Annotated in this window: 12 protein-coding genes; 7 read left to right on the forward strand and 5 right to left on the reverse strand. The window is 64.9% G+C overall.

Annotated elements, in window-relative coordinates:
* Window positions 1-77: 77 nt before the first annotated feature.
* The 5 genes from tssA to EPK82_RS04030 are packed head-to-tail and all read right to left on the reverse strand — an operon-like array spanning window position 78 to window position 7,574.
* Window positions 78-1,127, reverse strand: a complete 1,050-nt coding sequence (tssA, locus tag EPK82_RS04010; protein ID WP_037056756.1) for a type VI secretion system protein TssA — start codon at window positions 1,125-1,127, stop codon at window positions 78-80.
* Window positions 1,124-4,942 (reverse strand): type VI secretion system protein, encoded by a 3,819-nt coding sequence (locus EPK82_RS04015; RefSeq protein ID WP_134675839.1) that lies wholly within the window; start codon window positions 4,940-4,942, stop codon window positions 1,124-1,126. The genes tssA and EPK82_RS04015 overlap by 4 nt, the downstream gene beginning before the upstream one ends.
* Entirely contained in the window at window positions 4,939-5,697 is a 759-nt protein-coding gene (locus tag EPK82_RS04020; RefSeq protein WP_037056760.1) for a DotU family type IV/VI secretion system protein, read from the reverse strand. Before EPK82_RS04020 ends, EPK82_RS04015 begins: the two co-directional genes overlap by 4 nt.
* A gap of 29 nt (window positions 5,698-5,726) precedes the next feature.
* Window positions 5,727-7,052 (reverse strand): type VI secretion system baseplate subunit TssK, encoded by a 1,326-nt coding sequence (gene tssK, locus EPK82_RS04025; protein WP_134675840.1) that lies wholly within the window; start codon window positions 7,050-7,052, stop codon window positions 5,727-5,729.
* A gap of 51 nt (window positions 7,053-7,103) precedes the next feature.
* On the reverse strand, window positions 7,104-7,574 hold the full coding sequence (locus EPK82_RS04030; protein ID WP_134675841.1) for a type VI secretion protein: 471 nt from the start codon (window positions 7,572-7,574) through the stop codon (window positions 7,104-7,106).
* Between the two features lie 208 nt (window positions 7,575-7,782).
* On the opposite strand from EPK82_RS04030, the gene tssB reads away from it, so the two are divergent.
* From tssB to tssH, 7 genes are all read left to right on the forward strand, one after another.
* The gene (gene tssB, locus EPK82_RS04035) at window positions 7,783-8,334 is read left to right on the forward strand and encodes a type VI secretion system contractile sheath small subunit (RefSeq protein WP_037056766.1); all 552 of its coding nucleotides are present in this window, start codon (window positions 7,783-7,785) and stop codon (window positions 8,332-8,334) included.
* Window positions 8,335-8,363: 29 nt separating this feature from the next.
* Complete coding sequence (gene tssC / locus EPK82_RS04040) at window positions 8,364-9,842, forward strand: type VI secretion system contractile sheath large subunit (RefSeq protein ID WP_037056768.1); 1,479 nt, start codon at window positions 8,364-8,366, stop codon at window positions 9,840-9,842.
* Window positions 9,843-9,924: 82 nt separating this feature from the next.
* Window positions 9,925-10,422 (forward strand): Hcp family type VI secretion system effector, encoded by a 498-nt coding sequence (locus EPK82_RS04045; RefSeq protein ID WP_037056770.1) that lies wholly within the window; start codon window positions 9,925-9,927, stop codon window positions 10,420-10,422.
* A 12-nt stretch (window positions 10,423-10,434) separates the two neighbouring features.
* Window positions 10,435-10,851 (forward strand): type VI secretion system baseplate subunit TssE, encoded by a 417-nt coding sequence (gene tssE, locus EPK82_RS04050; RefSeq protein WP_134675842.1) that lies wholly within the window; start codon window positions 10,435-10,437, stop codon window positions 10,849-10,851.
* The gene (tssF, locus tag EPK82_RS04055) at window positions 10,844-12,631 is read left to right on the forward strand and encodes a type VI secretion system baseplate subunit TssF (RefSeq protein WP_134675843.1); all 1,788 of its coding nucleotides are present in this window, start codon (window positions 10,844-10,846) and stop codon (window positions 12,629-12,631) included. The genes tssE and tssF overlap by 8 nt, the downstream gene beginning before the upstream one ends.
* The gene (gene tssG / locus EPK82_RS04060) at window positions 12,595-13,614 is read left to right on the forward strand and encodes a type VI secretion system baseplate subunit TssG (RefSeq protein ID WP_134675844.1); all 1,020 of its coding nucleotides are present in this window, start codon (window positions 12,595-12,597) and stop codon (window positions 13,612-13,614) included. Before tssF ends, tssG begins: the two co-directional genes overlap by 37 nt.
* Window positions 13,614-16,160 (forward strand): type VI secretion system ATPase TssH, encoded by a 2,547-nt coding sequence (gene tssH / locus EPK82_RS04065; protein WP_134675845.1) that lies wholly within the window; start codon window positions 13,614-13,616, stop codon window positions 16,158-16,160. The genes tssG and tssH overlap by 1 nt, the downstream gene beginning before the upstream one ends.
* Window positions 16,161-16,212 lie beyond the last annotated feature (52 nt).

Here is a 16,212-nt window from a genome sequence, read left to right on the forward strand (position 1 = left end):
GACGAGGACGCGCATACCCGACCCGACATGCAGATCAATCTGCGCGCCCAGAGCGCTGGCCATACTGTGCTCGAAGGTCACTTGAGAACGCCGAGCAGCTTCCATAGGCGCCGGGACTCGGCATCGGCGCTGATCAACTCATCCAGTAGCTCACCGAGCGGCTGGTTGCCCCACTCCACTGCCCTGCGGATGACATAAGGCACCGGGCTGTGCGGTTCGGTCTTGGCCAGATAATCGGCAATCTGTGCCAGTTGCCGATAGGCCTGCTCACGACTGCTGGGTACACCCGCAGCAGGCGGCGCAGGGACAGTCGGTTCGGTAGTCGGCTCGTCCATGACGGCATCGCTCTCAGGATTGGATGAAGGAGACTCGGCTGGCGGGATGAATTCCTCGAGCTGAGCACGTAGCTCGATCAATGTATGGCGTAATGAACCGAAGCTGGGCGCCAACTCTGCCAGCCATTCATCGCTCCAGTGATCCAGACGCTCAAGGGCGGCAAGAGCGGCTTGCAGTTCGGCGTCAGCGGTTTGGAAGTCCGTCACCGGGGTTTGCCTGAGCTTTTCCTGCAGCTTGCGATACTCCAGCCGGGCAGCTTCGGCGGCGATCTTGTCCTGCTTGCTGTCGCTCATCTGCACCTGGCGCTGCTGCAACTGCAGCCAGTCGTGCAGGGTGACGCCGACATCAAGGCCAAAGAGCGCGACCTGGGTCTGCACGGTGTCGCTGTACTGGCGGATCAGCCACTCCAGGGGGAAGACGCGCCAGGAACGATCACCCTCCTCTGGCTGCGGATGCAGCGTATCGGGATAGCGTTCGCACAACTCGCACAGCAGCTCCAGGGCTGCAGCCAACCCAGCCAGTGCATGGCGTCTGATCCAGGCTTCGCCTAGCCACACGGCGATCATCAGATCCTTGCTGCGTTCACGCAGCAGGTCACCGGCCAACTGCTCCAGCGCCGCCCAGTCGCCACGCTTGAGTTCACTTTGCCAGACGCCAGTGGGCAGGCTCGCGTCGTCTTCGCGGCGCAGCTCCCGCAGGCGATCCCAGGCGCCCTCGTAACGCAGGCTCGGTCCGCAGACCGCATCACCTGGAATGGGCTGGAGATAAGGCTCGATGGACAAATGGCTCATAGCGGTGGCGCCTCATCGTACGAGGCCTGCAACTGGAAACTGGCAAACGGCGATGCGGGTGCAACCACCGGCAGCGGCTGGATCGATAAAGGCAGCTTGCTTCCCTGGCTGAGCAGCGACAGGCGCATGAACATCTGCGCCTGCGGGCTGGCATCCAGCATGCCGCGTACCGGCACCTGCAGGGTCAGGGGGAAGTCCGTGTAGTCCGTGTTCGGCAGATGCTGCGGCACCACATGCACGCGCATCATGCGCAGCAGCGCCCACGGCCCGCGGTATTCCCAGCCAGCCTCCAGGCCGTTGACGGCCATGCTCGCTTGCAGCGGATCGATCACCGGGCGCTGGTTGCTGTCACGCGCCCAGCGCAGCACGAGCTGCAGCGGATCGCCGACATTCCAGCGCAGGCGCTGGCCACTCTCGCCAGGATGCGCGATCTGATGGCCCGCGCCGTTGAGTGTCCAGGCGATCACCTGGTCGGCGCCCTCCTCGTCTTCTCGATCCGTCCGCCAACGTACCTCCAGCTCGACGCCGATGACACCTGACTGATCGCGAATGAACAGCGGCCCGAGCCAGCTCCTGGCCTGTTTCATCCGTGCCAGGAAGTCCTCCGCGGCCAGTCGGTTACCTGCCGGCGCCAGTGCCAGCCCTTTCTCGGCCGCCTCCAGATGGGTGTCGATCAGTTCCAGCAGATGCTTGACGCGGGCCGGGTCGGCATCGCTGCTATCGAGGTTGTAGGAGAACGGAAAACGGCCGGCCAGATACTGATTGAAGTAGCTCGCCAGCGCGCTCCAGGCTTGTGCCGCGCCCTGTGTCTGCAATTCGTTGCAGCGCTGCCGGGCCTGCTCCGATATGCCCTGGGTATAACGCGCCAGATCGCCATCGCCTGGCGGCAGGCTCGCGGTCGAGAGCACCTGGCGGCAGTTGCCGATGTCCATTTCCACCAGGTCCCGGCTCACCAGCTGCTCGAACAACGCGGGAGCGCTGGTCGGGTTCTGCGCCTTGTACTTCTTCATGTCATCGTTTATCGAACCCAGGCGGGATACCTTCTCCTGCAGCGGCAGTGGCAGATCATTCTGTGCCCTCAGCCACGTCAGCTCGGGCAGTACCTTGTCGGTACTGGTGCTGATATCGGTGAACTGTCGGGCCAGGGAGGCTTTCAGATCCTGAATGTCGGTGGCCCGGAACAGCTTCAGCCCCAGGTTGGGTTTGCCGTCCCACTCGGCAATCGGATAACGCAGGGTGAACAGCGGCAAGGTGTCGATATCCGCCAGTACCTCGGCGACGTCCGCCATGGCGCGCAAGGTCAACTGCGATTGCAGGGTGCTGGCCAGATCGGCGCGGCCCAGCCCCTTGAGTGCCTGGATCACTTGCATGGCCTGTTCGACGGAGACATTGAACTGGTTCTGCGTAGCGTCGTCGCTGTAGGAACCGCCCGACGAGGTCAACGCCGACCACATGGCCAACGCAGCGGCCTGTTCGGCGGCCTTGAGCATGCCCGCACGATAATCCGGCGCTATCTGAGCCAGCTCCTGCGCCACGAAGTCCTGGTAACTCTGCTGGTAGACCAGCGCCTGAGCTATCTGCTGCTCGCTCACATCGCCAAGGGCTCGGGTGTCGAGGCTGCCATCCGGGCGGCGCATCGCGCTCACGGCGAAGTCGCGCTGGAGCAGGTCATCGATGCTTCTGGCCAGCTTGCTGATGTTCTTCTGCAAGACCAGCGTTCCACCCGCCTGGCGCTGCAGGAGGTTGTTGCGGCTCGCGGACTCTTCGATCCACTGGCTGTGGAAGGTCTTGCGCAACTGTTCGGCCTCCTGCGTGACGGAGGCTTCGATGGTCGGCCCCAGCAGACGGCTCTGCTTCACGTCGTTCATCAGGTCACGAAAGCCAGGCACGAGCTCTTCCCCGCTGCCATGGCTCCAGGCGGAGTTGGTGAGGACGATCAGGTCGTCCAGATGGCCGATCAGTGCGTTGATTTCCTCGAGTTTCTTCAGCGAGGTATCGCGGCCATATTCCAGATCGCTCAGGTGCCTCTTGAGATAGCCGGCGGGCGTGACGAAATTGCCGGCCAGGAAGTATTGCTCCAGCCAGAACTTCATCAAGCCCTGGAAATGCGCGGAAAGCTGCTTGCCGTTGGGTTCCAGATCCACGGGGCGCAGGCCTGGTGCGGACAGATGGCGCAGGGTCCGGTCGTAGAATGCACGTCTGGACAGGCTGGAGGGGTCGAGGCTGAGCCCCAGCGCGTCGTTGCCCAGCTGGGCAAGCGATTCGGTGACGCCTTCCTGGCCGGTCAGCGCGTTGTTGAGCAGGTTATTGTGCCGTTCGAGGCTGACCACGCCCTCCGCCAGGGTGCGTGCCTTGACGTAGTTCGGCCATTGATCCGGCTGGGCGCTCTGCACGTCCGGGCGGCGCTGTTCATTGCGGATCACCAGCAAGCTTTGCAGTTGGTAGTCCTGCAGTTGTTGCAACGGCACCAGGGCTTCGCGGCGCGCCATGCCGCGCAACAGTTGATCCATCTGCTGATCCAGGGACGTGCCCCAGGACGAGGGATAGACCAGCGATGAAAAATGCCAGCGCGGCGCCTGCTGCAGCAGCTCCCAGAACGCCTGCACATTGAGCCTTGCCTGCTCCTGACGACGTTCCGGCGCGCGCAGACTGACGTGTCCGGCATGGGTTTCCTGCAGCAGGCTGCTCAGTACGCGGGCATCCTCCTGTCGCTCCTGCCACACCCATAGCATGCCCAGCAGCCAGCACAGCGCGAATACGACGGCAATGCCGCCGACGGTCATCTGCCAGCGTTGGCGCAGACGCAGTATGCGCGGTAGCGCCTGTGCCAGGCCCTGTTCCGCGATCAGCCGCTGCCGCCAGAGCGCTTGGGTGAAGACGCCTTGTGCCGCTGGCACCTCTCCGGGGTAGAGCTGCGTCGACTCGGCGAGCGCTTGCGCCGCGCCGAGGTAGATGCCACGGAATCTGGGCGCCTCTCCCTGCGTATTGCCCTGAAAGACCGGCTCCAGCAGGGTACGGAGATTGCCCTTCAATTCCAGCAAAAGGTCCGGCAGACGGTACAGATCCTCGGCCAGCTCGCCCTTCAAGGCGCCGACCTCGATGATCGCGGCCTGCATGTTCTGCACCACGGCTTCCAGCGCATCGTCGAGCCAGTAGCTTTGCCAGCCGGCATCCAGCCCATAGGGCGATGACCAGCCCAGCAGACGCTCGCGTCCCTCTTCGGGGAGTGCGGCGACCAGCTCCTGAAAACCTGGCATTTCCTCGAAACCGCTGATCAGGACATAGACCGGCACGCTCAGTCCCAGGCGTTGCAGCAGTTCCGCAAAGCGCCGGCGCAGCACGATCACATCGGCAGCACCTTGCGCACCGTCCTGCAACTGATTGAGGGGAATGTTCCAGATCACGCCATCCAGTGGGCGCTGGCCACGCAGCCTGAGCAACATGCTGAGCAGGCGCCGCCAGACGAAGGTGGACGCATTGCCGCCATCGCTGGGCAGGAAGATGCTCTGGGGTACCACCAGCAAGGCGCCGTCCTGATCCGCCCACCAGCGCCCGAACCACGCCGGACGGCCTGCAGGCGTGAGTTGCCAATCGAGGCAAAGCTGGCTGCCCTCGCGCGGATCACCGAGCAGCATCAGCCAGGGCACCTGATAGCGCGACTCGATTCCCTGTTCGTGCTCCATCTTGCGCACCGCGGCATAGAAGCTGCGGATCGCCATGCCCGATTGCGTCCGCAGCCACCAGAACAGTGCGGCCAATGCCAGCAGCAGCAGGAGCACGCCTAGCAGACTGAGGATGATCGCCAGCGTACTCATTGCGCCTCATCCAGGCTGACCAGATGCAGCAGTGGCGTCAGCTCCGACTGGATGTCACGCCACATCCAGTGCCCGGCCAGGCTCAGCAACAGCAGCAAACCGCAGATCGCCAGGCTCAGGCGCACGCCGTCGGGCAGCGCACGGCGCAACGGCAAGCGCAAGGGGGACGCCCGGGTGGGCCGGGCCAGGCTGGATATCACCTCTGCTGCCGCAGGTTCGCGCTGCCAGGCGAAGGTGAACAGCGCATGGCGCCAGCGTGTGTGCAGCGCACGCCCACGATCACTGCGCAAGCCGCCATAGAAACCCAGGATCAGGCATTGCAGATAGACGTTGGCCAGATCACGCGAAGCCGGCGCACGCTCCTTGAGCAGCTTGTGAATGGCGCGGGGCAGGCGCTCGCCCGCGGTACGCGAGCCATACAAGCGTGCTTCCAGGGGGCGTGGCTGCCAAGCCGTACGCCCTGGCCATTCATCGAACAGCAGGCGTTCGTCGACCAGGGCCACGAACGCATACACCATTGCCTTGACCTGGCTCGAGGACGATGCCCCCACGCTGGCGAATGCCGCGCGCCACAGACGGCGGACAACCAGAATCGTGGCTTCCGCCATGCGCTCGACCTGCTCATTGCCCGCATTGCTGAGCCCGGCAATGCCCTCCCAGGTTTCCCGCCATTCGATCCACGCCTCACGAAATGCCAGACTCAGGGGGGCTTCACCGAATTCGGGTGGGTACAGCGCAACGCTCCTTTCCGACATCTAGACTTCCTTGGCTTGGCTGGCGGATCTCAGGGGGTATCGGCGGTGAACAGCAGAACCTGCCAGGGGTTTGCCGCCGCTCTCTGCGAGGTCGCGGCCAGACATAGCGGCTGTTCGGGATCGAACCAGTCACCGGCTGCCTGGATCAGGAAGAGATGGGTCTCCTCACCCACTCCATAGGCCGTTCGCTCATTGCGACTCATCGGCTGGTGCGGCAGGCCGCTCATGCGCTGCTGGCGGAGCGTGGCGACATGCTGCTGCGACGCGATGACGGCCTGGGCCAGCCAGGCCTGCGCGGCCTGCTGCCCTGTACCGGCGGGCATGCGCAGCCCGACGATCAGGCGTTGTCGACGCGTCTGGTTATCCGGCAAGTCGATGGCAAAGCCCTGCTCGGACTGCTCGAAAACCAGGCAGCGGTAACCGACACGGATACTGTCCAGGCTCCGATGAAGCCATGCGATGACCTCGTCGAAGCCGTGCTTGAGATCGAGAAAATCAAGCGGCGCGAACGCTGGCACGCCATTGAGCGGGTCGAGCGCACACCAGGCGCCCGCCAAGCCGGCCAACAGGCCATGCAGGTGCGCCGGCGTCGCCACTCGGCCATTCAGGGCCACTTCGACCTCGGGGAGCCGGGACCAGAGAGCCGTCAGCTGCCGCCTGAGCTCCTGCACGTCATCGCGATTGCCCGCCTGCTCGGCCTGGCGTAGGCGCCCGGCCAGGAACATACATTTTTCTCGCCCTCGCGCGCACAATGCCGCGACCATCTGCCCCAACTGCGATTCCGGCAGGATCAGCGACATCGGCGGCACGTACGCCTGCCTGACGAAACCGCCCCCCTCCCTGGCGATACGCAACAGCGGCAGGCAGACCGAATCGGCCCTCTCGCTGTCGGTCACCAGGCGCAGATTGGGGCGCCAGATCAACACCGGCTCGGGATGTTCGCCACTGGCCAGATCGGGCACCGCATCTCCGCAGAGGGATCGCAGACGCCCGTTGAGTGGCAACACCTGCCCGCTGCGGCCAAGCGGATTGACTGCCAGGTAGAGAGTCACGCAGGCATTGGCCGAAGCCGCCACGGCAGGCCCCACATCGAGCTCGAGCCCCCTGTCGCCAGCTGGCTGCACGCTGACGGGCAGACCATCAGGCAGGATCGCCTCGAGCGACTGGATACGGACCAGACCGGTACTGAGCGCCGCCGGGTCCACTTCCAGTTCGCTCACCCCCCAGAACCAGGGGTTTGCAGCATTGGCGCACAGCGCCGTGACGACTTCTGCGCGCAGTCCCTGCAACTGAAAATGCTGAGGCAATAGCTGCATGCCCTCGTGCCAGCAGACTGCATCCGGCAACACCTTCATAGCACTCCCCTTCGACATCCGCTGTTTGGCATGCACACGCGCAACGCTGGGCTAACGATCTTGACCGGTCAGCAGGCGCATTTCCCTGCTGTCGAAACGCAGCCACACTCGGCCTGATTCGTTCAGGCGCAAACGATGCACGCCAGGGGTGTTATAGCCGGCGAATACCAAAAGTCCAGCGGCCCCATCGCCGGCGAAGGGGAAGTCGCGCACATCGCGAAACTGCCCCGGCACGAGTTCCAGCCCCCACACCGAAAACAGATTCCGGTAGTCGCGCTCGTACTGCCCCCGCTCGGCGAACCATTGCCTGGCGGGAATTTCGGAAAGCAGCTTGAGCAGATCCGGGTCATGCACGGCAACGAAGTCAACGGCAATCGGCGTGTCGTCATTGGCCTGCTCCGCCACATCCAGCGTCAGGCTGTCCAACTGGATTCTTTCGCCGCGAAAGGAACAGCCGCACAGGGCCATCAGGAGGCTCAGCAACACGGCAAAGCGATAGGAGGTCGCACGTCCCTGCGTCATGAGAATTTCACCTTGAACTTCACGTTTGCAAATTTATAGACCTGATCTAGCGTCTATGAAAGTTCGTCTTCGTGGCGAATGAGGATGGATCGCCAAGGATGGGCTCGCTGTTCAGCCAACCCGTCATCGTCGTGATCCAGCAACGGAGTGCGAGCACGGGTTCGTCCGCTGCAATGCGCTCCCGGTATCACCCCGGAGCCCAACCGACATGGCTGAAAGCACTCAACACAAGTTGGATCGAATCCGCCCTCCCCGCGTCCAGATCACCTATGACGTCGAGATCGGCAACGCCATCGAGAAAAAGGAATTGCCCCTGGTGGTCGGCATCCTCGCCGATCTTTCCGGCAAGCCGGACACCCCCCTGCCCAAGCTGATCGACCGTCGGTTCACCGAGATCGACCGCGACAATTTCAACGAAGTGCTCGCTTCCATCGAGCCGCGCAGCACCCTGCAGGTGGAGAACACCATCAGCGGCGACGGCAGCAAGATCAACGTCGAGCTGCGTTTTCGTCATTTCGACGACTTCGATCCGGTCAACATCGTCAAGCAGATCACCCCGCTGCGTCGTCTCTACGAAGCGCGCCAACGCTTGCGTGACCTGCTCACCAAACTCGATGGCAACGATGACCTCGACAAGTTGCTGCAGGACGTGGTGAGCAACACCGAAGGGCTACAGGAAATCAAGTCCTCGCGGCCTGAAGACGAAGCCCCGGCGGCCGACGCCGCTGCCGATGGTGAAGCACCGGCCGACCAGGCCTGACCGACCCTCGACTTTCCGGAGACAACGCAATGGCAACAGAAGCCGGTGCATCCAGCGAGAGCACGACCGAGACCTTGACCCTGCTCGACCGCATCATCGCCGAGGGCCGCATGGCTCACGACGAGAGCCAGCAGGACTACGCCCGCGACATGCTCGCGGAGTTCGCTACCCAAGTCCTCGATGAAGGCATGTCCATCGACAAGGACACGGTGGCCATGATCAACGACCGCATCAGCCAGATCGACAAGCTGATCAGCGACCAGCTCAACGAGGTGCTGCACCACCCCGACCTGCAGAAGCTGGAAGCCTCCTGGCGTGGCCTGCACATGCTGGTGGATCAGACCGAAACCAGCACCCGCCTGAAGCTGCGCCTGCTCAACGTCACGCAGAAAGAGCTGCAGAACGATCTTGAAAAAGCGGTCGAATTCGACCAGAGCGCGCTCTTCAAGAAAATCTACGAAGAGGAATACGGCACGTTCGGCGGGCACCCCTTCAGCCTGCTGGTCGGCGACTACGCCTTCGGCCGCCACCCGCAGGACGTGGCCTTGCTGGAGAAACTCTCCAACGTCGCCGCCGCGGCTCATGCGCCCTTCATCGCGGCTGCCAATCCCAAGCTGTTCGACATGAACAGCTTCACCGAACTGGCCGTCCCGCGCGATCTCAGCAAGATCTTCGAGAGCCTGGAGCTGATCAAGTGGCGCAGCTTCCGCGAGAGCGAAGACTCGCGCTACGTCTCCCTGGTGCTGCCGAACTTCCTCCTGCGCCTGCCCTACGGCCCGGACACCAAGCCGGTGGAAGGCATTGGCTATGTCGAAGACGTCAACGGTACCGATCACTCCAAGTACCTCTGGGGCAACGCGGCCTGGCTGATGGCCGTACGCATCACCACGGCCTTCGCCAAGTACGGCTGGTGCGCGGCGATCCGGGGAGCCGAAGGGGGTGGCGCGGTGGAGGACCTGCCGGCTCATACGTTCCGCACCCTGTCCGGCGACCTGTCGCTGAAATGCCCGACCGAAGTGGCGATCACCGACCGCCGCGAGAAGGAACTCAACGACCTCGGGTTCATCACCCTGTGCCACAAGAAGAACACCGATATGGCCGTGTTCTTCGGCGGCCAGACCACCAACAAGGCCAAGGTCTACAACACCAACGAAGCCAATGCCAACGCGCGCATCTCGGCCATGCTGCCGTACGTGCTGGCGGCCTCGCGCTTCGCCCACTACCTCAAGGTGATCATGCGCGACAAGGTGGGCAGCTTCATGACCCGCGACAACGTGCAGACCTACCTCAACAACTGGATCGCGGACTACGTGCTGATCAACGACAACGCGCCTCAGGAAATCAAGGCCCAGTACCCGCTGCGCGAAGCACGCGTGGACGTTTCGGAAGTCGCCGGCAAGCCGGGCGTCTACCGCGCCACGGTATTCCTGCGCCCGCACTTCCAGTTGGAGGAGCTGACCGCCTCGATTCGCCTGGTAGCCAGCCTGCCGCCACCAGCCGCAGCTTGATCCGGACGCCCCGCCGGCACACCCGGCGGGGACGCGCTCCACGCATGATCCACCCCGTTCCCAGACCCAGGAGTTATCCGCAATGGATGCCATCATTCTCGACCTCGGCGACGACATCAAAGGCGACAGCCTGCTCGAGGGCTACACCGACAAGATCGAACTGATGTCCTACAGCCACAACGTGGCGATGCAGGTCACCAACGACGTCAGCAACTCGGAACGTACCTCCGGCAAACCGCATATCGGCGAGTTCACCGTTACCAAATTCGTCGACACCTCCACGCCTTCGCTCAACGAATACTGCTGCGCCGGCAAGCCCATCACCAAGGCCACCATCACCATCGGCCGCAACGCTTCCGAAAGTGACGGCAAGCTGCTGTCCTTCATCGTCTACACCCTCGACAACGTCGTGCTTTCCAACGTCAGCGTCAGCGGCGGAGCCGGCGGCAAACCGGTGGAAACCCTGTCGATGAACTTCACCAAGATCAAATGGGAACTCACCGCACAGAAGGACGATGGCACCAAGGAGGGCACCGCGGCCTCCACCTGGGATCTGGCGGCCAACAAGCTCGTCAAGTAAGCAGGCCGAGGCGTGCGTGCGCCCCTGTTCGAGCGTCTGTCCGCCGAGGCGGACGAGGCGCCGGCCTTCGACCGCGAGGCATTGGCCGAATCCGTTCGCCAGGAGTTGATGCGCTTGCTCAATACCCGGCGCCCGCAGCGTGTTGCAGGGCAATCACTGACGCTGCTCGATTACGGCATTGCCGACTGGACAGGCCTGCAAGCCTTGCGCGCCGATGATCGCCGTCTGCTGTTGCGCGAGGTGCGTGCCGCCGTGCAGCACTTCGAGCCACGCTTGCAACTCAGCGACATCGACGTCGAGCCCTCGCCTGGACAGCCTCAGCGATTGAGCATCCGGCTTGCCGGGCGTCTGCGTGAAGGGCAACACACCTGGCCGGCTACATTTCTGCTCGCGTCCGGCGACGAGGGGATAGAGGTACGCCATGAGTGACTCGATCGACGCTGAACTGCTCGATTATTACCAGCGCGAGCTGACGTGGTTGCGCCATGCCGGCGCTGGCTTCGCCCAGCGCCATCCCAAGGTGGCCCGGCGCCTGGAACTGGCGCCCGGAGAATGTCCTGATCCGCACGTCGAGCGCCTGCTGGAGGGGTTCGCCCTGTTGACCGCTCGCCTGCACCGTCGCCTCGATGACGACTACGCCGAATTCAGCGATGCCCTGCTGGAACAACTCTACCCTTTGGCCCTGCGTCCCCTGCCCTCCTGCGCCATCGTGCAGTTCGAGCCCGATCCGACCCAGGGCAATCTTGCCGAGGGTTACAGCCTGCCACGCGATACCCCCCTGTTCGTCACCACGCGCGATCAGGCCAGCGTGCACTGGCGCACCAGTGCACAGGTCGAACTCTGGCCGCTGCGCATCAGTGAAGCCACGCTGCTCGATGGCGATGCGGCGGTGGCGTTCAGCGGCCATCCGCTGGCCCGCTCGGCCTTGCGCCTGACCCTGGAATGCCTCGGCGAGTTCGACTGGGCGCAATTGCCGGTGCGCAGCCTGCGCGTGCACCTGGCAGCGTCCCCGATGACCAACGCCATCCTCTACGACCTGCTCGCGGCTCACTGTCTCGGGCTATGGAGCGGTTCACCCGGCAAGCCGCTGTGCCGCGTATCCGGCACTGCCACACCCGTGGGCTTCGCCGACGACCAGGCCTTGCTGCCTGATGAAGATGGCCAGCACCCAGGCTTGCGTTTGCTCGCCGAATACTTCGCCTTCCCCGACAAGTTCGCCTTCTTCGATCTGCCAGTGCTGCCACCGGCAGAAGGCGGCCAGGCGTGCCAACTGGTGATCGCCTTCGACCACGCCCCTGCAGGCCGCCCTCACCTGCAAGCCAGTGAACTGCGCCTGGGCTGCACGCCGGCCATCAACCTGTTCCCGCGCACCTCCGAGCCCTTGCGCCCGGATGGCACTCGCAGCGAATACCGTCTGGTGGCCGACGCCCACCGCGAAAAAAGCGTGGAGATCCACAGCATTCGCAGCATGCGTGCCGCGACGCCCAGGGGCGTGCGCCGGGTGCCGGCCTATTACGGGCATAACCATGGCGGTGAAGGCTTCTACTGGTACGCTCGCCGGGTGCAGGGCCTGAACCCCGCGCAGCCGGGCAGCGATCTGCTGCTGAGCCTGGTGGACACGGCCTTCGACCCGCTGCAGGACGCCCCCGAGTACAGCCTTACCGCCGAACTGCTGTGCACCAGTCGGCACCTGGCCGAAAACCTGCCTGCCGGCACCCGCCTGGGATTCGAACGTCCCGGCCCCGTCGCGCAGGCCAGCCTGCTGAACACACCCACAGTGCAAAGCCTGCCACGGCTGTCCGGCCCTTCGCGTTGGCGCCTGGTTTCACAACTGAGCCTCAACCACCTCTCGCTGGTCGAGGGCCCCGAAGCCCTCGATGCACTGCGCGAGCTGTTGCATCTGCACAATCTGCGCGACGAAGCCGGGCCCCGGCGCCAGGTGGAAGGCCTGCTGGAGTTGACCTGCGAGCGGGTGGTGGCGCGGGTCGGTGACGATGCCTGGCGCGGCTGGCGCAATGGCCTGGAGGTACGCATCCGCCTGGATGCGGAGCATTTCGCCGGCAGCAGCGCCGTCCTGTTTTCCGCCGTGCTGGCGCAATTCCTGTCCCTCTACGCCACGCCCAATCGCTTCGTGCGTACGGTGCTGGTGGATCACGACAAGGAGGTGCGGACATGGCAGCCCCAGGCCGGCAAGCCCCTGAACCTCTGAGTAAACGCCTGCGCGAGGTCCCACAGGACTTCGAGTTTCTCCAGGCCCTGCTGCTGCTGGAACGCGAGCAACCCGGCGCCACGCCTCTCGGCCAGGGCAGCAGCCCCGAGCAGGAAGCGGTGCGCTTGCGCGGGCCATTGACGCCCACCTTCGCCCCCAGTCAGGTCGCGCATCTGCAGGACGTACCCGGCCAACCGCCGATCCTGAGCACCGCCGTCTTTGGCCTCGGCGGCCCCGACGGCCCACTGCCCTATGCCTATCAGGAGTGGCTGCAACAGCGGGCGCGCCTCAAGGATCATGCTCCCGCGGACTTTCTCGACCTGTTCCACAACCGCCTGCTCGCACAGCTCTATCGGGTGCTCGGCCGCCACCGTCTGGCGCTGGGTTTTCAGCACCCGCAACAGGCACCAGCACAGCGACTGCTACTGGCTCTCAGCGGCCTGTTGCCACGCAGCCTGCAAAATCGCATGGCACTGCCGGATGCCGCCATAACCGCCCGCGCCGCGTCATTCAACGGCCCGCGCCGGTCTCTGGCTGGCTTCGCCGTATTGGTGCGTCAGCAGTTCGGCGTGGCCGTGGACTACGACGCCTACCAGGGGGCCTGGCGCAAGATTCCCCCGGCCAGCCGCAGCCGCCTGCAACGCGGTGGGCGCAACCTCGGCCTGGGGCGCGATGCAATCGCCGGAACCTGGGTGTGGGACGAGCACGCCGGCATTCGCCTCACCCTCGGGCCGCTCACAGCCGAGCAGGCACCGGCCTATCTGCCTGGCGGGGAACACCATGTCCGCCTCGCGGATATGGCCAGCCTCTATCTCGGCCCGGATACCGAATGCCAGCTGCGCCTGCTGGTACGCCCTGGCAATCCCTTGCGCCTGGATCGGCAGCAACCGCCGCGCCTGCGCTGGAGTAGCAACCTGCAGTACGCCGGGGCGACCACCCTGCAGCGTATCGACACCCGCCTGCGGCACAAGGAGACGGCCTGATGGAACTCGCCGCGCTGATCGGTCGCCTCAACGCAGACAGCCGCCGTGCCCTGGAACGCGCCGCTCAGCGTTGCCTGCAGCGCACGCATCATTACGTGGAAATCGAGCACCTGCTGCTGGAACTACTGGACATAGAAGGCGGCGATCTCGCCTGGTTGCTGCCGCGCTTCGGTCTGGAGCGCGACAGCGTGGCCACCGAGATCAATCGCGCCCTGGAGCTGTTCAAGGCCGGCAGTACACGCACCCCCGCCCTCTCCGGCCAGACCATCGGCCTGCTCGAAGACGCGGTGGTTCAGGCCAGCGTGACGGGGCAGCAGAGCATCCGCTCGGGTCTGCTGCTGCTTGCGCTGCTCGATCGCGACGAGCGCCGCAGCCTGCTGCTCAACAGCGCCGCCTCGCTGCTGCGCATCCCGCGTGAAGCCCTGCGCGCCAATCTGTTGGAGTGGACGCAAGCGTCCCGCGAACACAGCGGCGGCGGCCCTGCAGGCAAAGTCCGTCCCGCCCCGGAAAACGCTCAGGACAGCGTGCTCGACCAGTACACCCAGGACCTCACCGCCGACGCCCGCGCCGGGCGCATCGACCCTATCGTCGGGCGTGACGGCGAGATTCGCCAGAGCATCGACATCCTCCTGCGCCGTCGGCAGAACAACCCGATCCTGGTCGGCGCCCCCGGTGTCGGCAAGACCGCCGTGGTCGAGGGCCTGGCCCTGCGCATCGCTGCCGGCGACGTGCCGCCGCCCTTGCAGAACGTCATCCTGCGCGTGCTCGATCTCGGCCTGCTGCAGGCCGGTGCCGGGGTCAAGGGCGAGTTCGAGCAGCGCCTCAAGGGCGTGATCGACGCCGTGCGCGGCAGCGAACAGCCGATCATCCTGTTCATCGACGAGGCGCACACCCTGATCGGCGCCGGCGGCAGCGAGGGTGGCAGCGACGCCGCCAACCTGCTCAAGCCGGCCCTGGCGCGGGGTGAGCTACGCACCCTGGCCGCCACCACCTGGCTGGAATACAAGAAGTACTTCGAGAAGGACCCGGCCCTGGCCCGCCGCTTCCAGTTGGTGCAGGTGGAGGAACCCGACGAGGCCACCGCCGTGGAGATGCTGCGCGGCGTCGCTGCCAAACTGGAGCAACATCACGGTGTGCAGGTGCTCGACAGCGCCATCCAGGACGCGGTCAAGCTCTCCCACCGCTACATCTCCGGCCGCCAGTTGCCGGACAAGGCCATCAGCGTGCTCGACACCGCCTGCGCCCGGGTCTCCCTCGGCCAGCACGACGTGCCGCCACCGCTGGAAAGCCTGCGCCATCGTGAGGTGGCGGTGAGCGAAGAACTGCAACGCCTGCGCCGCGAGCAGGCCACCGGCCTCGATCACCGCGAACGCATCACCACCCTGGAGCAGGAATCCGCCAGCAACCAGGCTGCCATCCGCGAGCTGGACACCCGCTGGGGCGAGGAGCGCGAAGCCGTGCGCGAACTGCTGGACGCCCGCCGTGAACTGCTGGCCCTGAGCGAAAGTGTCGATGCCAGCCAAGCCGATGAAACCCTGGACGAGCGCATCGACCATCTCGCCGCCGAACTCACCCGCCTGGAAGCCGGCCTCGACGCCATCCGCCAGGACGACCCGCTGGTGCCCGAACAGGTGGATTCGCGCACCGTGGCCGCCGTGATCGCCGGCTGGACCGGCATCCCCATCGGCAAGATGCTCGCCGACGAAGCCTATGCCGTGCGAACCCTCGGCCAACGCCTGGGCCAGCGGGTCATGGGCCAGGACAGCGCCCTGGGCACCATCGCCCAGCGCATCCAGGCCTACCGCGCCGGCCTCACCGACCCGGCCAAGCCGGTGGGTGTGTTCCTGCTGGTCGGCTCCACCGGCGTCGGCAAGACCGAGACCGCCTATGCCCTGGCCGACGCCCTCTACGGCGGCGAACGCAACCTCATCAGCATCAACCTCTCCGAGTACCAGGAGGCCCACACCGTCAGCCAGCTCAAGGGCGCCCCGCCCGGCTACGTCGGCTACGGCACCGGCGGCGTGCTGACCGAAGCGGTGCGCCGCCGCCCCTACTCCGTGGTGCTGCTGGACGAAATCGAAAAGGCCCACCCTGACGTGCTGGAAGCCTTCTACAACGTCTTCGACAAAGGCGTGATGGAGGACGGCACCGGCCTGGTGGTGGACTTCAAGAACACCGTGATGCTCGCCACCAGCAACGTCGGCGCCGAACTGGTGCTGGACACCCCTACGCACCAGCTCGGCAGCGACGCCTTCAACGAACGCCTGCGCAAGGTACTGCTACAGGCCTTCCGCCCCGCCTTTCTCGCCCGCATGACCGTGGTGCCCTACCGCCCGCTGCTTGAGGCCACGCTGGAGGGCATCGTCCTGGCCAAGCTGGAAAAACTGCGCGAACGCTACAAGGCCGCCACCGGCAAACAGTTCGACTTCGACCCCGCCATCGTCAAGGCCGTGCTCGCCAAGTGCAGCGCGGCAGGTGCACGGGATATCGAGAATGTGCTGATGGCGCAGGTGACGGGGAAGTTGGCGGAGTGGGTGTTGGAGTGAATTGGGCCTCAAGCACTTTGACAGTCCCACCGGGACTGAATGTTGTTATAGG

The sequence above is a fragment of the Ectopseudomonas khazarica genome (assembly GCF_004521985.1).
GTDB lineage: Bacteria > Pseudomonadota > Gammaproteobacteria > Pseudomonadales > Pseudomonadaceae > Aquipseudomonas > Aquipseudomonas khazarica.